The following is a 19,318-nucleotide window of genomic DNA, read 5'->3' as shown; positions in this document are numbered from 1 at the left end:
TTGAATTTAGTGCAAAAGTATACCACTAAAAGCTGAGTTTCATTCCGCCGTAAAAGCTGTTGTTAAAGGTTCTGTCGTAGGTTTCATACTCTGTATCTATGTTACGATACCCTGCAAAGAGGTGAACATTGGTGATCACTTCCATATCGGCCTCTACTCTGAATTCCGTATAGCTTTCTCCATCACGGAATGTTAGCACAGCAGGCGCATAAGCCAAACTTGTGGCCAAGGAAGTCGCAGGGATACTATAGAACGGAAGTGTATATTTTGCTTTTGCACAGAAAGGAAGTGCTGCAAAATCATCGGTGAACACGGATTTGATCCCCAGACCAAGGGTCAGCCCCTCTACACCCTGAAACCTGTTTTGTGCACTGACACCGAACGTCGTTAAGTTGTCACCATCGGTATGCAGATAAGAACCATCCAGTGTATAGGAAGTGCTGTCAGAGTAGTAGGTCAAAGCATTGAGATCGATAGAAGCACGCACTTCCAGATCCTCATCATTGATATTGAGTCCTACACTGCTTTGGGCATGAAGGAGCCCTAAAGAGAGGAGAGAGGCGAAACAAAGTTTTTTCAAATACATGGGTACCCTTTAATATTTATTCATATAATTTTAGCATAGTTTTCTTGATAGATACTAGTCTGCAGGCCGGTAGTTTCTTTCTTTTTCCAGTCGTTCCTGTTTCATCTTTTCTTTATGGGCTTTTTTCCTCTCTTCCATCATAGCGGCATCCTGCAAGTCCTCTTCATTGTCGTGGCGGACCGCATCTATGAATTTGCTATGATCATCGAACTGGCCTGTTCTCACAGCCCAGATCAAAGCCAGTAACCCTATGGCACCTAACAGTGTGGAGATGCCTATCATCAATACTACAATGCTTTCACTCATCTTTTCTCCTTAAATTTCAAACTTTTGATACGCAGCGAGTTCCCAACGACAACGAGGGAGCTCAAAGACATAGAGAGTGCCGCTACCAGAGGATTGACAAACCCCATCATCGCGAGCGGAACAGCTACGACATTATACAGCAATGAGAAACCCAGGTTCTCTTTGACCGCGCCAAAGGTCCGATGCGATAACCTGTAGGCTTCATAGATACTTTCAGGCTTTTCATCCAAAAGAACGACGTCACTGACACCGATGGCCACATCTGCCCCGTTCCCCATAGCGATGGAGATGTCCGAAGAGGCAAGTGCGATCGTATCGTTGATCCCGTCCCCCGCCATCACCACCACGTGTCCGTCCTGATGGAAGGTATCGATCATGGCGGACTTGTCCTGGGGAAGCAGTTTTGCATAAACTTCCTCTATCCCTACCTGCTGTGCGACTTTCCGGGCGCTCTGCTCATGGTCTCCTGTCAGCATCACTACCCTGATACCCATCTCCTTGATCTTTTGTATCGCTCTGGCCGCACCTTCTCTGATCGTATCGGTCAGTTCAAAACGTGCAACAAGCGTGTCGTTGAGGGTAAAGAAGAAGAGCGCATGGTCTGAATGGGTGTCCGCTGTGATGTTGGACTCCTGCATCAGTTCGGCATTGCCTCCAAGCAGAACCTGGCCCTGATACCGGGCTTTGATCCCTTTTGCCTCGATGCTTGTGATCGCTTCGAGCGTCAATGGTCTCAGCTCTTGATACTGTCCTTCAAGGTAGGCTTTGATCCCTTTTGAGATAGGATGATTGGAGGTAGACACGAGCGCATAGAGCAGGGAAGGATCGAAGGCTTCGAAAATGTCCGCTTTCACGACAGAGGGTTTGCCTTCTGTGATGGTTCCGGTTTTGTCCAGTGCGAGTATGTCACTTTTAGCCATCGTCTCAAGGAAAGAGGCCTCTTTGAAGAGGATGCCTCTTTTGGCTGCCACACTGATGCCCACCAGGGTTGCCATAGGGGTGGCAAGTCCCAGGGCACAGGGGCAGGCGATGACGATCACAGAGATACCTACGATGAGTGCCTGCTCAAAACTTTCGGACCAGAGATACCAGCCTGCAAAGGTCAGGAGCGCGATGAAGAGGATCGTGGTGGAAAAGTACCCGGAGATCGTGTTCGCCAGCTGTTCTATGCGCGGCTTTTTGGTAATGGACTCTTCAAGCAGGCTGATGATGGAGGTCAGCATGGAATTGGAAGCATCTTTCGTCGCACGGTAGTGCAGCACCGAGTCCAGACAGATCGAACCGCTTAAAATGGTATCCCCCTGTTTTTTGTAGAGAGGCTCATTTTCGCCCGTCAGGGAAGATTCATCAAAGGAACCCTGTCCCCAGGTCACTTCACCGTCTATCACGACTTTTTCTCCGGGTTTGAGCTCTATGAGGTCTCCCAGGACAATGTTCTCGATACTGACGAGCGACTTTACACCCTCTTTGATCACGGTGACTTCTGTAGGGGTGCTACCCATCAGCGTGTCCAGTGTGTCAACCGCATGCCGCTTGCTGAGGACTTCCAGGTATTTTCCTACCAGCACAAAGGTGATGATCATCACTACCGAGTCAAAATAGACCTCTCCCCGCTGGGTGACCATCGCATAGATGGAGTAGATATAGGCCGAAAGGGCACCGGATGCCACCAGGGTGTCCATGTTGACAATGTGATTTTTGTAGCCGTAGTAGGCGCCCCTGAAAAAGATCCATCCGGAGTAGAAGAGCACCGGGGTCGCCAGCACGAATTCGGCTGCATTGAGAATATCTTTGAAGGACTGTTCGATACCGCTGAAGTAGCCGGCATAGTGGGCGACGGCCAGCCACATAATGTTCATGGCGCCAAAAACAGCCACCAGAATACGGGAATAATAGGTCTTCCGCGTAGCATTGGCACGCTCTTCCTGCAGCTTGGGATCGTACGGATAGGCGTTATAACCGATGGAGCGTATGGTCGCGATGATCTGTGAAAGGTTCACCACTTCGGGATCCCAGACGATCTTTGCCTTGTTGTTGGTGTAGTTGATGCTGGCCTCTATGACACCGTCCGTTTTATGCAGTACTTTTTCGTTGAGCCATATACAGGCCGAACAGTGTATGCCCTCAATGATCAGGTGTATCTTGTAGAGCCCATCCTCCTCTTCCGTGATATATTTGTTCTTGAAACCTTCCAGGTCGAACTTTTCCAGATCTTCATTGGACTGCATCACCGGCTGAAGTTCGGTATCCCCCAGTTTGTCATAAAAGCTATGCAGCCCCTGGCTGTTTAAAAGATGGTAGACCCCCTGACACCCTTTGCAGCAGAAAAAAAGCGTTTCGTCATTTTCCTTTTCCGCGATCATGACATCCTCGGAAAAAGTAAGGTTGCAGTGGGTACATGCGATCTCTGCCAAATGTTTTCCTTCAAAAAGTATCGTTGTATGATTTTATCTAAATAAGTGTAAAATCCTCTATGGAAAACGCACTATTATTTACGATCATACTGCTTCTCGCAGAACTTTTTGAAGCATATATACAGCGTTCTGAAACACTTCTGGGTGTTCTGGCAAAACTGTATGCCTATTACCGGAAAAGCATATTTCTCTTTTTCTTGATACAGCCGGGGTTCTACATCGTGCTCTTTATCGTGCTTTACACCGGGGTACTGAATATAAGCATGGTGGTTTTATTGGCGATCAAGATATTTGATATTTTCTACAAAATAGAATTGATCAGAAAGGTGTTCATAGAGGGTGAGGTCTCTCCGGAAGTGGCACAGATGCTCCAATGGAAGATGCCCCCCGTGTTCCTGCTTCTGGGAGCGGCCCTCTATCCGATGTTGCTGTATTATGCCTTGGTGTGACCCACAGCAGGCCAGGGAGCGCATACGAGAGATGTCATGAGGCTGTCCGAAAAAAGCTCTATTAATATATATTTCAGTCAAAAACGATTATAATACGGCTATTACTACTACGTAGCATACTATCAAAGAACAGACAGCTGGCGTAAATAATCTCCATAATGCATACTCAAGAGGACCTATGAGCGATAACGATAATAAAAAACCTTCTAACGGTACTAATGCCAATAGAAAGAACAGAACACACGTACCCGTAGAGGGCTACACAATAGAAGACCTCCAACAGCTTCCACTCACTGAACTTGTCACGATAGCAAGAGAGGTCAAAGTTGAAAACCCCAATGAATTCCAGAGAAAAGACCTCATTTTTGAAATACTGAAATCACAGGTAAAGCAGGGCGGGTTCATCCTCTTTACCGGAATTCTGGAAGTGATGAACGACGGATTCGGTTTCTTGCGTTCTATTGACGGGAACTTTGCCAACTCAAGCAATGATACCTATGTCAGCGGTACACAGATCAAACGATTTGCCCTGAGAAACGGTGACGTCGTGACAGGACAGGTACGTCCTCCCAAAGAGCAGGAGAAGTACTATGCACTGCTGAAGATAGAAGCGATCAACTATCTGGCTCCGGAGAAGTCAAAGCTGAGACCTCTCTTTGACAACCTCACACCGCTCTATGCAAGCGAACAGCTAAAACTTGAATACAATCCGATGAAAATGACAGGACGTGTACTTGACCTCTTTACCCCTATAGGAAAAGGGCAGAGAGCCCTGATCGTGGCACCGCCGAGAACAGGTAAGACAGAGCTGCTGAAAGAGCTTGCGCACGGGGTCACACACAACAACCCCGATGCATCACTGATGGTACTGCTGGTAGATGAGAGACCTGAAGAGGTCACAGATATGCAGCGTTCCGTAAAAGGTGAGGTCTACGCTTCGACCTTTGATCTTCCTGCACAGAACCATGTCAGAACCGCCGAAATGGTGATAGAAAAAGCCAAAAGACGTGTGGAGATGGGCAAGGATGTGATCATCCTGCTGGACTCCATTACCAGACTTGCCCGTGCGTACAATACGGTGACGCCAAGTTCAGGTAAGGTGCTTTCCGGTGGTGTAGATGCCAATGCCCTGCATAAACCAAAACGTTTCTTCGGTGCAGCCAGAAACATAGAAGAGGGCGGTTCTCTCACTATCATTGCTACAGCGCTGATCGATACAGGAAGCCGTATGGATGAAGTGATCTTCGAAGAGTTCAAAGGTACGGGTAACTCTGAGGTCGTGCTCAGCCGTCACGTATCGGAAAGACGTATCTACCCTGCGATCGATGTGACGAAGTCAGGCACAAGAAAAGAAGAGCTGATGATGAAACCTGAAACACTTCAAAAAGTATGGGCTCTCAGAAATGCAATGCAGAACATGGAAGAGGTAGAAGGGCTGAAGTTCCTTTTCTCCAAAATGATGAAAACAAAGACCAATGAAGAGTTCCTTTCTCTGATGAACGAAGGTGCGTAGGTAACCACTATGAAAATATTTATATTTTCATCTGAGCCGATAGGTGAAGCTTTAGTGAGAGGAATGGCAGGTGGGCTTTGCCTATCTGCCAGGAGATATAAATAATGAAGATCGGTGTTTTTGATTCCGGCTTGGGCGGCCTGACAGTGGTCCAGGCTATGACCCAGGTGATCAAAGGTGCGCAGATCTTCTATGTTGCAGACACCAAAAATGCACCTTATGGTGAAAAAACCCCTGAACAGATCATACAATACTCTCTTGACATCACCCAATACCTTATCGATACCCATCAAATAGATGCATTGATACTGGCATGTAACACAGCAACCTCCTCTGCCATTGCACATTTGCGTGAAGTCCATCCCTCTCTGATCATCATCGGTACGGAACCAGGTATCAAACCGGCCCTGGCACAGACTGTGACGGGTAAAATAGGCGTGCTTGCCACACCGGCAACGCTGCAGGGAGAAAAATACCAGAAATTGGCACAGACACTCTCTTCCCAGAAGTGTGTTGAAATTTATGAGCAGGCCTGTCCGGGGCTGGTTCAACAGATAGAAAAAGGCGAGATCGATACACCGGAGACACAAGCGCTGCTGGAAAAGTGGCTTGCGCCAATGCGGGAGAACAATGTAGATACGATCGTTCTGGGATGTACCCATTACCCTTTGGTGAGCCGGAACATAGAGACTATTATGAACTCTAAGGTCAGCCTGATCCATACAGGCGAGGCCATTTCAAAACATTTGCTTACGTTAGGGATGCAAAAAGGGCACATCAATGAGGGAACTCTGGAAGTGCATATCCATACTACCGGCGAAATTCATACGCAGATGATAGACAGCCTGATCGGAACCTATGAAAAGTTGCATCTGATCGAAATAAAAAGCCATTAATACGCGCTTATACCGCATGCTACTGCTATAAAATTATTTTCAATTATATTTTTACATAAATGGCTACTGTAAACTTATCTATGATAGAATATCTCCATACGTTTTTACTGTATTGAAAAATCCTAATTTGTGTTGAAGCAAGTGAGGGGAATGTTATGGGAGTCGGAAACCTTCTCTAGGGGTTTTTAGATGACCAAATAAGGGGATTAAAAATGAAAAATTTGTTAGAGAGCGTTGCGATATTGCTTGTTGTGATCCTGTCGGCGGGCATCATTTATCTTATTGTAGAATACAATATGATCGATGAACAGAACCTCGTAGAGACAGTGGATGAGAGTGCTTATACGATAGAAGATGTCAGCGGTGATGACCTGGATGATGACATAGATGATGAGTTGGATGAGGAACTCGATGAAGAATTATAGGCATAGAGGTTACGTTAGCGTAATCCTATCGCCTCTTTGACCTTGAGCATCTTTGCCTGTGCCATAGTTCTGGCTTTCTTTGCACCCTGTGCTAAAATGTCCTCTACCTCATCCAGATGGTTGAGGTAGTATGCACGTTTTTCTCTGGCTTCGCCCAACTCTTCCCAGATTAACTCTTTAAGGTACTTTTTAAAGTGACCGTACCCCTCTTTACCGCTTTGATAGCGTACCTGCAGCTCACGTTTCTGTGCATCATCCAAAAACAGCGATGCAAGTGCATAGATATTGTCTCCCTGATATTCCAAAGGTTCTCCCAGTGGCGTAGAAGAGGAGATGATCTTGTTGCATCTTTTTTGTAAAGCTTTCTCCTCCATGAAAAGATCGATGGCGTTGTTATAGCTTTTGCTCATCTTTTGGCCATCTATTCCCGGTATGGTGGCCACATCTTCCTGTACGAGATGTTCGGGCAGGATAAAAAGTTCCCCATACTCGTTATTGAACTTCGTAGCGATGTCTCTTGTCATTTCAACATGCTGTATCTGGTCTTTCCCCACCGGTACCTGCTGGGTATCATAGAGGAGTATATCGGCTGCCATCAGTACAGGGTAGGAAAAGAGTGCATGGTTCGCAGCGATCCCTTTGGCCACTTTGTCCTTGTAGGAGTGCGCGCGCTCGAGCAAGCCCATAGGGGTGAACTTTGAAAGTATCCAGTAGAGCTCAAGCACTTCCGGGACATCACTCTGTACCCAGAATGTAGTTTTTTCAGGATCGATCCCCACAGATAGGTAGTCAACCGCAGCATCGATAGTATACTGCTTCAGTGTGGCGGCATCTTTTGAAGTGGTCAGAGAGTGGTAGTTCGCGATGAACGTAAAAAGTTCATGTTCTTCCTGAAGTTCGACCATCGGCTTCATCGCCCCAAAATAGTTTCCTATATGAAGTTTCCCCGAAGCTTGTATTCCTGTAAGTACACGCATGCAACATCCTAAAATAATTTTAGGAGATTATAGCGAAGAGTTAGTAAAGAATCCTACTCATCCTCGTCAATTCGTTCACCGCGTTTACGTGCAACGATGTCCAAAGGCACGCCCTCAAAATCGAATTTGCTTCGCAGGAAGTTTGCCAGATAACGCTTGTAGGAAAAGTGTATAAATTCAGGGCGGTTGCTGATCAGGGCGATCTTCGGAGGCTTGGTCTCATATTGTGTGGCAAATTTGATCTTGACCACGGCTCCATGGTGCGACGGTACATGGTGCCTTCTGATGGCTTCACGTATGGTATCATTGAGCACTGAGGTAGAAATACGCTGTGTATACCGCTGATAGATCGCTGTCACCTGGTCCAGTATCTTGTTGACGCGCAGCCCTGTTTTCGCCGAGATGGTGATAAGGGGCGCATAGTGCAGGAACTTCAATTCATCACGGATCTCTTCCACCATCTCTTCATAGGTCTTCTCTTCATGGATATCCCACTTGTTGACAACGATCAGACAGGCAAGTCTATGTTTTTCGATGAGACCGGCAACCCTTTCATCGAGTTCGGTGACACCGGCTGTTGCATCGATCATCAGTAGGACGAGATCGGCCTTGTCAAGCATTTCCGTGGTTCGGCCCAGTGCATATTTCTCAATACCGACGATCTTGCTTCTTCTGCGTATACCTGCAGTATCGACGAAGGTGATCTTGTAGCCATTGTGTTCGATCGTTTCATCGATCGGGTCAATGGTGGTACCTGCCACATCAGAGACCACGGAACGCTCTTCGCCCAGGAGTGCATTGAGCAGTGAACTTTTCCCTGTATTGACACGTCCGATGATCGCCACTTTGATCTCATTATCCACCTCTTCCTCTGCGACACTGTTGATGTCACGGATGATCTCATCAAAAGGCTCCTGGTAGGTATCTTCGCTAAGTTCAAGCCCTTCAGGCTCTTCTTCTCTGGGAGGGATATGTTCTTCCAGCCAGGCATAGAAGTCATTGAAGTAACGGTTATGGCTGACGGACATAGGAAAGGTCGCCTCTGCACCGAACTCCAGGAATTCCCAGTAGCGCTCTTCTTCTTTTTCGTTGTCGATCTTGTTGACGACCAGTGCCAGCGGTTTGCCTAATGCCTGGAGTTTGTAGAACATTTCTCTGTCCTCTTCCGAGGGCAGTGTCTTGCCGTCCACCATGTAGATGATGATATCTGCCATTTTGGCCGCTTTCATGGAAAACTCGGCCACTTTGGAGAAAAGTTCGGAAGAGTAGTCTATCCCCCCGGTGTCGATCACTTCAAAATCACGGTTTTCCGATATGGTCACGATACGTTTTTTGATATCTCTGGTGGTACCTGCCACATCGGCGGTGATGGCATCTCTTTGTCTTGCCAAACGGTTAAAGAGGGAGCTTTTCCCTACGTTCGGCCGGCCCAGTATGGCTACTTTTTTTAGTGTTTGCATATAAATAAAATCTTTCCTTGGGAAATCTCAATCATAGATCTCCTGTTAATTGTTGAAATTATAACACATTTTCATCCTGTGCCTGTTCCATATAGATAGACCGGGAAGGAAAGGCAAAACTCGAACCGTTCTCCTCAACGATCTTCATGATCCTCATATGGATGTCTTCACGTATGTTCAGGTAGCGTTCCCAATTGGACGTATTGGTAAACGTATAGATAAAGATGTTGAGTGCAGACTCTCCAAAAGATTCGAAGTTGACCAGTAAGGTCTCTTTTTGGGAGATATTTTCATGGCTATGCAGCATTGCCCTGATCTCTTTGACAATGTTGTTCAACTGTTCTGCACTGGTACTGTAGGTGAGGCCTACTTGCATTTTAATTCTTCGCACCCCTCTTCGGGAAAAATTCTCTATCGGAGAGTTCGATACGATCTGGTTGGGAACGGTGATGAGCGATTTTTCAAAAGAGCGTATCTTGGTGGTACGCATACCGATGTCCTCCACGGTTCCTTCCACACCGTCTACCTTGATCCACTCCCCGATACGTATGGACTTGTCTGCAAGCAGGGCAAAGGAGCCGAACATATTTGCAGCGGTATCTTTGGCCGCAAGTGCAAAGGCAAGACCACCCAGTCCCAATGAAGCGACGAGTGCCGTAACATTGATGCCCCAAACCTGTAGCATGGCTGCAAGTCCGATGGCACCTACGAGTACCTTTGCTATTTTGAGCACAAAGTTCCCCATCTCATGGGCAAGGTCAGGATTGAATTTTCCTGTCGCATGGTGAAAGAGATCGCGCAGAGACTCCATCACAGCGATGATAGCCCAGAATATCGTGTAAACCGCCAGGGTGTTGAGGATGTTTTTGACCAGTTCCGTCTCTTTGAAGATGAGCAGGAAAAAGAGGTGTGCGCCTATCAGGATAAAAGCAAACCCTATCGGGTCTTTCAGTGCTGAAATGATCTTGTCATCGTTATAGGTATGCGAGAATTTGGAAAACTTTTGCAAGGCCCCCATAATGACAATGGTAAAAAGTTTACGAAACAGTAAAAAGAGTAAAAAAACCGCTACAGCAGCCAAGAGGTTTGCCAGGGGGATATCTAAAAAGGTCTTTGCCAAAAAAGGAAACTTCTCATAGATGGGTACGAGCATGGTTTGCACGGTACCTCCAAGATTCATGGACAGGTCATCTATCACATTGAGAGATTGGCTTGCATTCAGTTCGTTTGTCTGTGTGGTTGACATATTTTAGGTATCCTTCACGTTTTATACACACAATTATAGTAAAATGAAATATAAAGAGAATTAGAAAAGGATCAAAAGTGTTAAAAAGAATCTTTAGTACCGTGACCCTGTTTTTGCTTTTGGGCAGTTTTCTGTCAGCCAAGACGACACAGTTGAACTATATGGCAACCTTTGGTATATTTGGTAAAGTGGGGAGTATAGAGAACAGGCTTACCCAGGATGGATCTGCCTACCAGATCGATACCAAAGTAACTTTGGCCGGATTGGCAAAAGTGCTTTTGAACGGGCAGACCGAACATTATACCTCCAAAGGACATATGGAGAACGGGCTGATGGTGAGTGACTTTTACGAGATGGTAACCACAAAGCAAGATAAAAAGGTCAGCAAAGCGTACCATATCGACCACGAAAAGAAGTTGGTGACAAAAAGATATAGAAGATGGCAGAAAGGAAAACTGGTCAAAGATACGACAGAAAAACTGAAATTCTACGCCAGGGACGACCTGCTGACCCTCTATTTCAATCTGGGAAATGCGGTCGAAGAAAAGGGACAAAAATACCTGTTCAAAGCAGTGGGACTGGAGAAACAGCATGGCAAAGTGCAGATCACGGTGCCAGGTGCTGCCCAGGCCGGCGTCTATAGCAAGGACCTGGGAGAGGGTGCGGCACTCTATGCCAAGGCACTGATCCACCAGGAGAACTTCAGAAAGAAAAAAGGGGATATCCTGCTCGCAGTGGGGAAAGACAAGTTCATCTATAAATCGGTGATAAAAGATATTATGCTCTATGGTGATGCTCAGCTTGTAAGGGTCAAATAACGGTTGCGTGCAGAACGAAGTCTATGACTTTTTCATCGGACATTTCACAGGGTTTCAGCATCCCGCCTTTGAGGGTGGGATAATAGTTCCCGCTGACGACGTCATTGCCTCCCAGTTCTTCGGCATAGAGCTTTATAAGTTTACCCGCAAGCAGTGTCTCTTTTCTCAGTAAATATCGCTTTTTCCTATACCGTACATCGTTCGCGCCATCGGGCAGCGATAAAAGGTTGGTATAAAATGCTGTTTCATTCATAGCGCGTATTATGCTACACTTCCACAAAATTAGCAAGCCCGATGCGGTGTGTGCAAAAGCGGTGTGTGCAAAAAATGATCTAGAAAAAATGAGGATGATCTTTTGAAAAAAATGATTCAGAATATGGATAGAGGGATACTTTTTATGTTATTGGCTTCCCTGAGCTTTGCCATCATGGGCGGATTTGCAAAGGTGGTAAGCCAGGCCCTTCCCCCGGTAGAAGTGACCTTTTTCAGAAATATTTTTGGAGTGGTCCTGGTAGGGATCGCCATTTACAAAGTGCCTTTGAAACAGACAGGCGGAAAACCCTTCTTGCTCCTTTTCCGGGGCTCTATGGGCTTTCTGGCACTCTTGGCATACTTTTACATCATGGCACATATTCCTTTGGGCGAAGCAGTGACCTACAACAAAACATCCCCCATTTTTGTAGCCATTTTTGCATATCTTCTGTTAAATGAAAAACTGCATATCAGTGCGTTGATCGCAGTGGTACTCGGTTTTGCAGGTATAGTCATGGTGGCACAGCCCGAAGGAGGTACCTTCGACAAATATGACATCCTGGGGATCCTCTCAGGCATCGGAGCGGCACTGGCCTACACCTCCATACGTGAACTTAGAAAGTACTACGATACACGTGCGATCGTGATGTCATTTATGGGAGTGGGTACCGTCGCACCGCTCTTTTTGATGCTTGCCACCCCCTACGTCACGGTCTCTGAAGAGTTTGACTGGATGTTCGCATCTTTTGTGATGCCACAGGGGATGGAGTGGGGATATGTGATCGCTGTAGGCATCTTTGCAACGATCTCACAGCTGCTGATGACCAAGGCCTACGAGTTGACCAAAGCAGGCATCGTTGGAACGATAAGTTACAGCAATATTGTCTTTGCATTGGTGATCGGCGTGATGTTGGGAGATCCTATACCTGGTTTTTGGACAGTTTTTGGTATAATCTTAGTCATTACGTCAGGGCTGCTTGTAGCCCTACCCAAAGGAATAAAATGATACTGATAGCAGGCCCTTGTGTCTTAGAAAGCAGAGACAATGTGATGAGAATCGCAGAATCGTTGAACAAATACCATGAAGATTGTACCAAAGAGTTTTATTTTAAAGCGAGCTTTGATAAAGCGAACCGTACAAGCCTGGACTCCTTTAGAGGTCCGGGACTGGAGGAGGGGCTTAAAATGCTCCAGGAGGTCAAAGAGCAGTTCGGCTATAAGATCCTCACAGATGTGCATGACTATACCCAGCCGGCGGCAGCGGCTGAAGTCGCAGATGTGCTTCAGATCCCTGCATTTTTGTGTCGCCAGACAGATCTGCTGGTGGCAGCGGCAAAAACCTCTGCGGTGGTGAACATCAAAAAAGGACAGTTCCTTGCACCCGCTGCGATGGAACACTCTGTGGCAAAAGTACTGAAGACCAGAGGATTCGATGGTGAGGTCAGTTATGAAAATGCCAAAAAGTATAATGTCTGGCTCACAGAACGAGGATCAAGTTTCGGGTACGGCAACCTTGTGGTAGACATGCGGGGACTGAAGATCATGCGTGACTTCGCTCCGGTGGTCTTTGATGCAACGCACTCTGTACAGATGCCTGCAAGCGGTGGCGCAACGAGTGGCGGAGACTCTTCATTCGTGCCTTATCTTGCACGTGCGGCTGCAGCAGTGGGTGTGGACGGTTTCTTTTTTGAAACCCATTTTGACCCGAGCATCGCTTTGAGCGACGGACCGAATATGATAGAATTAAGCAAACTCGAGACCCTGATCGAACAGATCGATGCGATACGCTCGATCGTAGAATAAAAACAAACGTTAAAGGATAAGCATGAAAACAGTAGAAGGCCATTTATCGGTAGATAAGAGTAAAAAAGTAGCGATCATCAATGCAAGATTCAACCACTTCATCACTGACAGACTGGTAGAAGGGGCAAAAGACGCCTATATCCGACACGGCGGTAATGCAGATGATCTGGACCTTATCCTGGTACCTGGCGCATTTGAAATACCGTTCGCACTGGACAAAGCACTGGCTTCCGGAAAATATGATGCGGTATGCTGCCTGGGTGCGGTGATCCGCGGGGCAACGCCTCACTTTGACTACGTCTCGGCAGAAGCTACCAAAGGAGTGGCGAACGTGACACTGAAGTATGGCAAACCGGCGACCTTCGGTGTACTGACGGTCGACAACATAGAACAGGCTATTGAGAGAGCGGGGACCAAAGCAGGCAACAAAGGTGCAGAAGCGATGGTGGGACTCATCGAGCTCATCAATCTATACAGTGAGCTTGACTAATGGCAACAAGACATCAGGCACGTACCGCGGTAGTAGGATTACTTTATGCGTATGATCTGGGAAATGAGAATATCGGAAAATTCTCTGACGAGATCCTGGAAGAGGGGAAGATCCGAAATAAGCAGAAAGAGTTTTCAGATATACTGTTTCAGGGGACGATAGAAAATCTTGAGATGCTGGATACCAAGATCAAGGAGCACCTCAAAGACTGGGATTACGATGCCATAGGAAAAGTAGAAAAAGCGATCATGAGACTGGGTGCGTATGAGATACTGGTGGCCAAGACCGATAAAGCCATTATCATCAACGAAGCGGTAGAGCTCGCAAAAGAACTTGCGGATGAGAAGTCGCCACAGTTCATCAACGGTGTGCTGGACGCATTGGATAAAGAATAATAAAATACAAAGCGTGTTCAAACGCAATGTAAGCGAGGTATACAATGACAAGCCATATGACAAATAGCAACGCCAAACGTATGAGCGTGGATGAAGCCATAGAGCTGATCGAAAAGGGCGACCTGAAGACCCTTGGACAGATGGCACTTGCACGCAAAAAAGAGATGCATCCCAAGGGTGTCACTACCTTTGTGGTGGACAGGAACATCAACTATACGAACATCTGCTGGGTGGACTGTAAGTTCTGTGCCTTTTATACCCATGAGAAAAAAGAAGACGCGTATATTTTAACGTTCGATGAGATAGACCAGAAGATCGATGAACTCCTGGCCATAGGCGGAACACAGATACTTTTTCAGGGCGGTGTACATCCCAAGCTCGAGATAGAGTGGTATGAGGATCTGGTGGAACATATTTCAACAAAATACCCGCAGGTCACGATACACGGATTTTCTTCCATCGAGATAGACTACATCGCCAAGCGTTCAAAAATAAGTATCTCCGAAGTCCTGCGCAGACTGAAAGCCAAAGGGCTCAGTTCCATTCCCGGCGCAGGGGCAGAGATACTTTCGGACAGGGTACGGGACATCATAGCGCCTAAAAAACACGATAAAGATACATGGCTGGAAGTGCATCGTCAGGCACATAAGCTCGGTATCAAGTCCACGGCTACGATGATGTACGGTACGGTGGAAACGATCCGAGAGATCGTAGAGCACTGGGAGTATATACGTCAGCTCCAGGATGAAACAGGAGGCTTTAGAGCCTTTATCATGTGGTCCTACCAGAGTGACCATACCCAGCTTAAAAGAGAACTGCCCACGATCACAAAAACGTCGTCCAACCAATACCTCCGTTATCTGGCGGTCGCCAGGCTCTTTTTGGACAATGTACCGAATATACAGAGCTCCTGGGTCACGCAGGGTTCCTACATAGGACAGATGGCCCTGCTTTTCGGCGCGAATGACCTGGGCTCTACGATGATGGAAGAGAATGTGGTGTCCGCTGCAGGGGCAAAAAACGAGATGAACCAGGCTGAGATGATCAAACTGATCAGAGATGTAGGGGAAACCCCTGCAAAACGCAATACGGCCTATGAGATACTGGAGTATTTCGAATGAAAAACGAGAGATCAGGAATAGGGAATATGGGGAAGCATTTTTTTAACATACCTACAATAGATGTATTGCAGCGTAGTGTAAACATTCACTCCTCACTCCTCACTCCTCAATTCTCACTAAAAAGAATCATTATGATGATTCTTTTATTACAAGGAGCATTGATGGCAGCATCACTTAAAGAGATAGAAATGAAAGAGAGCAAGATACCTGTGGTATTTGAAGAGGGAAAATATATCCCTATTGTTTCTATACAACTGGTATTTAAAAATGCCGGCCATTTGAGCAATACCAAAGACGGCCTTGCAGATATGGCTGCGCGAATCTTGAATGAAGGTACAGCCAAGGAGGGAAGTGTAGGTTTCGCGACAAAACTGGATGCGCATGCGGTAGATATCGGTGCGCATGCAGGACGTGAAACTTTTGTCATAGAGGTCTCTTCGCTCAAAAGTGAGTTCGCTTATGCGGTAGATCGCCTGGAAGAACTTTTAAAAGACCCCAACTATACACAGGAGGCGCTCGATCAGATCAAGCACCAGAAGATAGGCTGGCTCACACAAAAGAAGAGCGATTTCGATTACATTGCAGGAACCACTCTACGTGCCACGCTTTTCAAAGGATCGGCTCTCGCCAGACCGTATGACGGAACAGTGGAGAGTATCAAAAGTATGACACTTGACGAGATCCGGACCTTCATCACTACGCATCTGGGATACAACAATGCCATAGGCGTGGTGGGCGGAGACATCACCTTTGATGAAGCAAAAGGGTATCTTACGAGACTGCTTGCTCTTTTCCCGAAAGTAGAAGAGAGAGAAGTGCAGAATGTCAAAGCTTCAGATAAAAAAGAAGTAGTACTGACCCATGAAGATACGCACCAGGCGTATATCTATTTCGGCGCTCCGTTCCATTACTCCTATGATGCAAAAGACCAGCACAAGGCAAAGATAGCCGAGTATCTGCTTGGCGGTGCGGGTTTTGGAAGCCGTCTGATGGAGGAGATACGTGTAAAGCGCGGGCTTACCTATGGTGTCTATTCTTCTCTTCGACGTACCAAAAGCGTCTCCTATCTAAGCGGGTATATGCAGACGAAGCTCAGCACACAGGATGAAGCAAAAGCGCTGATACAGGAAGTGGTCGACACGTTTGTCAAAGAGGGTATCACGCAGGAAGAGCTTGACGATACGAAGAAGTTCCTGCTCGGTTCCGAGCCTTTGCGTACAGAAACACTTTCCCAGAGGCTGCACCGTGCCTATAATGACTTCTATCTCGGAAGGCCGCTTGATTTTCAGAAAAATGAGCTGAAAAATATCGAATCCGTGACACTGGATGAGGTCAATGACTTTATCAGGTCACATCCGGAACTTTCGGAGATCACATTCAGTATCGTAACGAAAAAAGAAACGAACCCGCCAAAATAATATGTCAATTTGACATATTGCCTTCTATCTCTTTAAAACTTTTGTATAATTGAATTCACTTAACAAAAGGGACAGGGATGGAAGAAGCCAAACAACTCTTTAAAAAACTCAAGATCCACTCTTTGCTTGATCTTGCACTGATCATCCCTGTCTCTTATAATGACACCACGCTCACCGGTACCCTTGAACTGGGAAAGGTCAATACCCTCGAGGCCAAGGTGATCGATACAAGTATCTACTCGGGGAAACTGCGTGTCACATTCCTGCTTACCAGGTCAGGCAGACGTCTCTCTTCCACCTTTTTCAAGGTGACCCCCTACCATCACAAGCTCTTTGAGGTAGGTTCAAGCCATGTGATACAGGGAAGACTCGAGGAGTATAAAGGGTACCTGCAAATGTCGCAGCCCAGATCCATCAAACAGGTGGGGAAGATCACCCCTAAGTACAAAACCGTGCTTAAAGAGAGTGAGATCTCCTCGCTCATAGAGTGCTATGTGAACGAACACAACCTCTACAATGAAGGTCTGGACAGCAAAGAGGTCGCCACGCTGATGCATATCCATTTTCCCAAAAGCATGGATGAAGTGTATGAGGGCTCAGCACTGAAGCCTGATCTTGTAGCGGTACTGAAGTTTGTCGAAGCCTATAATCATTTAAAAAAGCTTAGAGGCAAAAAGGCAGACTTCCCCGCGATCAGAGCATTGACCGGTAATATAGCGCCGTTTGTAGACAACCTTCCTTTCCAGCTCACAAAAGAACAGCAGGAAGTCATAGCAGCGATACAAAGTGATCTGGCTAGAGAGGATAAAGCAGCCAAACGGATGGTGGTCGGAGATGTGGGTTCGGGAAAGACCATGGTGATACTGGCTTCCGTGATGATGGCACTGCCGCATAAAAGCATTCTGATGGCACCGACCTCGCTGCTCGCGCTGCAGCTCTACGAAGAAGCATGCAAGCATCTACCCAGACAAGTGAAAGTGGCCTTGGTGATGCAGGGGAAAGACCAGGGAGACTACAGGGAGGCTGATTTCATCATAGGTACGCACGCCTTGCTCTATAAGGAGGATCTCCCGCAGGCTTCTTTGGTCATGGTCGATGAACAGCATCGTTTCGGCACCAGACAGAGACAGAGCCTGGAAGCCTTGGTCAGTACCGGTGAGAAAAAACCGCATTTTATACAATTTTCTGCGACCCCCATCCCCAGGACACAGGCGATGATGGAGTCCGAACTGCTTGATGTGAGCCTCATCACGAGTACGCCTTTTGAACGCGAAGTGCTGACCCAGACCATCAGCAAACAGGACTTTCCAAACCTCTTGTCGCATATCAAAGAGGAGATTGCACAGCAGCACCAGGTACTGATCATCTATCCGCTGGTAGAAGAGAGCAGCGAAGTACCCTACCAGTCACTGGAAGAGAGCAGAGGGTTCTGGGAGGAGAAGTTCGAGGGTGTCTATGTCACGCACGGCAAAGACAAGCAAAAAGAGGATGTGTTGCTGGCGTTCAGGGAAAAAGGCAATATACTTCTGGCCACCACCGTGGTCGAGGTAGGGATCTCTCTGCCAAGGCTTACGCTTATCGTGATAGTAGGTGCGGAACGGCTGGGACTTGCAACGCTGCACCAGCTCAGGGGCAGGGTGGGGCGTAACGGATTGAAAAGCTGGTGCTACCTCTACTCCAACAGTGCGGAAAACTTCAGGCTGGAACAGTTCGCACAGACGAACAACGGTTTTGACATCGCAAAACTTGACCTTAAATTCAGAGACAGCGGCGATATACTCGACGGTACGATACAAAGCGGCCAAAGATTTAAATGGCTGGATATGGCTGAAGATGAGGAAGTGGTCGTCAGGGCTAAGAACAGATTAGCAAGTTTGGAGAATGAATTCCCCGGTTGAGTCCGGGGTGATAAAGAGGGATCCTAATACAGTCCGAATCTCCCATCTGCTCTTTTGTACATGACTCTCATCATGCCTTCGTTGTCGTTAAATACGATGAACTGTCTTTTTTTCTCTGCGAGGAGGGCTTCTACCGCCTCATCGAACTCAAGCGGCTTGTGCAGCTCCAGGTCCATAGGCACTATTTCTACTTCTTCCGCAGTTAACTCAGCGACTGCTTCCGCTTCTTCTCCCAGATCCTTAAAGCTCATGATCTTATGATTTTTGATCTTGTCGGCATGTCTTCTAAGTGATTTTTTGACTCTCTCTATGGCAAGGTCCATAGCCGCATATACATCTTTATCCACCTGTGAAATAATGATGGTATTTTTATCTTTAAGGTTAATAATGAACTCTGTGACAAACCCTTTTTTTCCATTTTTCTCACTGGCTGAGATCACCGTACTGGCAGAAATAATGTCTAAGTGATATTTTTCCAGGCCATCCATAGCTGCTTCAGCATAGGCTTTGATAGGCTCAGTGAGTTCGAAATGTCTTCCCGTTATACTCTTGTTCATAATATATCCTTAATATTAAAGTATAGATATATCGCTATATCCATACTTAATTCTAACTTAAGATACTTAATGGAAGGTAAATAGAAGAGGGTTTTTATCTCTTATCAATCCGCACTGACATGTCCCGTCTCAGTACGAATCGTTACGATAAGGGGTGTTGAATTATCTGCAAAACCAAACTCAATCGTACAATCTTCAGACATATACTCACTGTAGTTGTTTGTTGCATCACCTATCCCATTATGTGGTCTTCCTAGATGATCAAAGGCGATGTGTTGTGCATCGTCACATCCT

20 protein-coding genes and 1 pseudogene are annotated in these 19,318 nt (G+C 46.7%); 12 read left to right on the top strand and 9 right to left on the bottom strand.

Going from position 1 to position 19,318, the window contains the following annotated elements; translation table 11 throughout:
• Positions 1 to 25: 25 nt before the first annotated feature.
• Genes VIM88_RS08960 through VIM88_RS08950 form a run of 3 tightly spaced genes read right to left on the bottom strand, consistent with a single transcriptional unit; the run spans position 26 to position 3,306 of the window.
• A complete protein-coding gene (locus tag VIM88_RS08960; protein WP_331862555.1) occupies positions 26 to 586 on the bottom strand; it encodes a YfaZ family outer membrane protein in 561 nt (186 codons plus the stop codon).
• Positions 587 to 640: 54 nt separating this feature from the next.
• Positions 641 to 892 carry a cbb3-type cytochrome oxidase assembly protein CcoS gene (gene ccoS / locus VIM88_RS08955; protein WP_331862554.1) on the bottom strand — a complete coding sequence of 84 codons (252 nt, stop codon included), beginning with the start codon at positions 890 to 892 and terminating at the stop codon, positions 641 to 643.
• A complete protein-coding gene (locus VIM88_RS08950) occupies positions 889 to 3,306 on the bottom strand; it encodes a heavy metal translocating P-type ATPase (protein WP_331862553.1) in 2,418 nt (805 codons plus the stop codon). The genes ccoS and VIM88_RS08950 overlap by 4 nt, the downstream gene beginning before the upstream one ends.
• 59 nt (positions 3,307 to 3,365) lie before the next feature.
• On the opposite strand from VIM88_RS08950, the gene VIM88_RS08945 reads away from it, so the two are divergent.
• From VIM88_RS08945 to VIM88_RS08930, 4 genes are all read left to right on the top strand, one after another.
• A complete protein-coding gene (locus VIM88_RS08945; protein WP_331862552.1) occupies positions 3,366 to 3,755 on the top strand; it encodes a hypothetical protein in 390 nt (129 codons plus the stop codon).
• A gap of 178 nt (positions 3,756 to 3,933) precedes the next feature.
• Positions 3,934 to 5,268: a transcription termination factor Rho gene (rho, locus tag VIM88_RS08940; RefSeq protein ID WP_331862551.1), complete on the top strand. Its 1,335-nt coding sequence runs from the start codon at positions 3,934 to 3,936 to the stop codon at positions 5,266 to 5,268.
• Between the two features lie 104 nt (positions 5,269 to 5,372).
• Positions 5,373 to 6,164, top strand: a complete 792-nt coding sequence (gene murI, locus VIM88_RS08935; protein WP_331862550.1) for a glutamate racemase — start codon at positions 5,373 to 5,375, stop codon at positions 6,162 to 6,164.
• Between the two features lie 212 nt (positions 6,165 to 6,376).
• Positions 6,377 to 6,589 (top strand): hypothetical protein, encoded by a 213-nt coding sequence (locus VIM88_RS08930; protein ID WP_331862549.1) that lies wholly within the window; start codon positions 6,377 to 6,379, stop codon positions 6,587 to 6,589.
• Between the two features lie 14 nt (positions 6,590 to 6,603).
• On the opposite strand, the gene trpS is transcribed toward VIM88_RS08930, so the two are convergent.
• The 3 genes from trpS to VIM88_RS08915 are packed head-to-tail and all read right to left on the bottom strand — an operon-like array spanning position 6,604 to position 10,272.
• A complete protein-coding gene (gene trpS / locus VIM88_RS08925; RefSeq protein ID WP_331862548.1) occupies positions 6,604 to 7,566 on the bottom strand; it encodes a tryptophan--tRNA ligase in 963 nt (320 codons plus the stop codon).
• 53 nt (positions 7,567 to 7,619) lie between these two features.
• On the bottom strand, positions 7,620 to 9,026 hold the full coding sequence (der, locus tag VIM88_RS08920) for a ribosome biogenesis GTPase Der (RefSeq protein ID WP_331862547.1): 1,407 nt from the start codon (positions 9,024 to 9,026) through the stop codon (positions 7,620 to 7,622).
• Positions 9,027 to 9,084: 58 nt separating this feature from the next.
• Positions 9,085 to 10,272, bottom strand: coding sequence for a mechanosensitive ion channel family protein (locus VIM88_RS08915; RefSeq protein ID WP_331862546.1), 1,188 nt, complete (start codon positions 10,270 to 10,272; stop codon positions 9,085 to 9,087).
• 77 nt (positions 10,273 to 10,349) lie between these two features.
• Here VIM88_RS08915 and VIM88_RS08910 point away from each other — a divergent pair, with 77 nt between their 5' ends.
• Positions 10,350 to 11,090, top strand: a complete 741-nt coding sequence (locus VIM88_RS08910; RefSeq protein WP_331862545.1) for a hypothetical protein — start codon at positions 10,350 to 10,352, stop codon at positions 11,088 to 11,090.
• Here the strand turns inward: VIM88_RS08910 and VIM88_RS08905 are convergent.
• Entirely contained in the window at positions 11,083 to 11,343 is a 261-nt protein-coding gene (locus VIM88_RS08905) for a hypothetical protein (protein WP_331862544.1), read from the bottom strand. The two genes, VIM88_RS08910 and VIM88_RS08905, sit on opposite strands and share 8 nt — an antisense overlap.
• A gap of 111 nt (positions 11,344 to 11,454) precedes the next feature.
• On the opposite strand from VIM88_RS08905, the gene VIM88_RS08900 reads away from it, so the two are divergent.
• The 7 genes from VIM88_RS08900 to recG all read left to right on the top strand — a co-directional run bounded on the left by VIM88_RS08900 (position 11,455) and on the right by recG (position 18,467).
• Positions 11,455 to 12,348 carry a DMT family transporter gene (locus VIM88_RS08900; protein ID WP_331862568.1) on the top strand — a complete coding sequence of 298 codons (894 nt, stop codon included), beginning with the start codon at positions 11,455 to 11,457 and terminating at the stop codon, positions 12,346 to 12,348.
• Positions 12,345 to 13,145, top strand: coding sequence for a 3-deoxy-8-phosphooctulonate synthase (gene kdsA, locus VIM88_RS08895; protein WP_331862543.1), 801 nt, complete (start codon positions 12,345 to 12,347; stop codon positions 13,143 to 13,145). The genes VIM88_RS08900 and kdsA overlap by 4 nt, the downstream gene beginning before the upstream one ends.
• Before the next feature lie 22 nt (positions 13,146 to 13,167).
• Positions 13,168 to 13,635: a 6,7-dimethyl-8-ribityllumazine synthase gene (ribH, locus tag VIM88_RS08890; RefSeq protein ID WP_331862542.1), complete on the top strand. Its 468-nt coding sequence runs from the start codon at positions 13,168 to 13,170 to the stop codon at positions 13,633 to 13,635.
• A complete protein-coding gene (gene nusB, locus VIM88_RS08885; protein WP_331862541.1) occupies positions 13,635 to 14,030 on the top strand; it encodes a transcription antitermination factor NusB in 396 nt (131 codons plus the stop codon). Before ribH ends, nusB begins: the two co-directional genes overlap by 1 nt.
• A gap of 56 nt (positions 14,031 to 14,086) precedes the next feature.
• The gene (locus VIM88_RS08880; protein ID WP_331862540.1) at positions 14,087 to 15,151 is read left to right on the top strand and encodes a dehypoxanthine futalosine cyclase; all 1,065 of its coding nucleotides are present in this window, start codon (positions 14,087 to 14,089) and stop codon (positions 15,149 to 15,151) included.
• Between the two features lie 161 nt (positions 15,152 to 15,312).
• Positions 15,313 to 16,569 (top strand): pitrilysin family protein, encoded by a 1,257-nt coding sequence (locus VIM88_RS08875; protein WP_331862539.1) that lies wholly within the window; start codon positions 15,313 to 15,315, stop codon positions 16,567 to 16,569.
• Between the two features lie 77 nt (positions 16,570 to 16,646).
• The gene (recG, locus tag VIM88_RS08870; protein ID WP_331862538.1) at positions 16,647 to 18,467 is read left to right on the top strand and encodes an ATP-dependent DNA helicase RecG; all 1,821 of its coding nucleotides are present in this window, start codon (positions 16,647 to 16,649) and stop codon (positions 18,465 to 18,467) included.
• A 23-nt stretch (positions 18,468 to 18,490) separates the two neighbouring features.
• Here the strand turns inward: recG and hpf are convergent, their stop codons facing one another.
• Together hpf and VIM88_RS08860 are read right to left on the bottom strand one after the other, a co-directional pair.
• Complete coding sequence (gene hpf / locus VIM88_RS08865; RefSeq protein ID WP_331862537.1) at positions 18,491 to 19,024, bottom strand: ribosome hibernation-promoting factor, HPF/YfiA family; 534 nt, start codon at positions 19,022 to 19,024, stop codon at positions 18,491 to 18,493.
• Positions 19,025 to 19,128: 104 nt separating this feature from the next.
• A pseudogene (locus VIM88_RS08860) lies at positions 19,129 to 19,318 on the bottom strand (type II secretion system protein); the annotation flags it as partial.

Origin of the sequence: Sulfurovum sp. (assembly GCF_036568385.1) — a bacterium.
GTDB lineage: Bacteria > Campylobacterota > Campylobacteria > Campylobacterales > Sulfurovaceae > Sulfurovum.
The sequence above is the reverse complement of the archived record's forward strand: the minus strand, read 5'-3'. Positions and strand labels throughout refer to the sequence as shown.

Bases quoted from the DNA above. Each gene is read 5' to 3' on its own strand.
- VIM88_RS08960 (WP_331862555.1), bottom strand. From the start codon at position 586: ATGTATTTGAAAAAACTTTGTTTCGCCTCTCTCCTCTCTTTAGGGCTC.
- ccoS (WP_331862554.1), bottom strand. From the start codon at position 892: ATGAGTGAAAGCATTGTAGTATTGATGATAGGCATCTCCACACTGTTA.
- VIM88_RS08945 (WP_331862552.1), top strand. From the start codon at position 3,366: ATGGAAAACGCACTATTATTTACGATCATACTGCTTCTCGCAGAACTT.
- rho (WP_331862551.1), top strand. From the start codon at position 3,934: ATGAGCGATAACGATAATAAAAAACCTTCTAACGGTACTAATGCCAAT.
- murI (WP_331862550.1), top strand. From the start codon at position 5,373: ATGAAGATCGGTGTTTTTGATTCCGGCTTGGGCGGCCTGACAGTGGTC.
- VIM88_RS08930 (WP_331862549.1), top strand. From the start codon at position 6,377: ATGAAAAATTTGTTAGAGAGCGTTGCGATATTGCTTGTTGTGATCCTG.
- trpS (WP_331862548.1), bottom strand. From the start codon at position 7,566: ATGCGTGTACTTACAGGAATACAAGCTTCGGGGAAACTTCATATAGGA.
- der (WP_331862547.1), bottom strand. From the start codon at position 9,026: ATGCAAACACTAAAAAAAGTAGCCATACTGGGCCGGCCGAACGTAGGG.
- VIM88_RS08915 (WP_331862546.1), bottom strand. From the start codon at position 10,272: ATGTCAACCACACAGACAAACGAACTGAATGCAAGCCAATCTCTCAAT.
- VIM88_RS08905 (WP_331862544.1), bottom strand. From the start codon at position 11,343: ATGAATGAAACAGCATTTTATACCAACCTTTTATCGCTGCCCGATGGC.
- VIM88_RS08900 (WP_331862568.1), top strand. From the start codon at position 11,455: ATGATTCAGAATATGGATAGAGGGATACTTTTTATGTTATTGGCTTCC.
- kdsA (WP_331862543.1), top strand. From the start codon at position 12,345: ATGATACTGATAGCAGGCCCTTGTGTCTTAGAAAGCAGAGACAATGTG.
- ribH (WP_331862542.1), top strand. From the start codon at position 13,168: ATGAAAACAGTAGAAGGCCATTTATCGGTAGATAAGAGTAAAAAAGTA.
- nusB (WP_331862541.1), top strand. From the start codon at position 13,635: ATGGCAACAAGACATCAGGCACGTACCGCGGTAGTAGGATTACTTTAT.
- VIM88_RS08880 (WP_331862540.1), top strand. From the start codon at position 14,087: ATGACAAATAGCAACGCCAAACGTATGAGCGTGGATGAAGCCATAGAG.
- VIM88_RS08875 (WP_331862539.1), top strand. From the start codon at position 15,313: ATGGCAGCATCACTTAAAGAGATAGAAATGAAAGAGAGCAAGATACCT.
- recG (WP_331862538.1), top strand. From the start codon at position 16,647: ATGGAAGAAGCCAAACAACTCTTTAAAAAACTCAAGATCCACTCTTTG.
- hpf (WP_331862537.1), bottom strand. From the start codon at position 19,024: ATGAACAAGAGTATAACGGGAAGACATTTCGAACTCACTGAGCCTATC.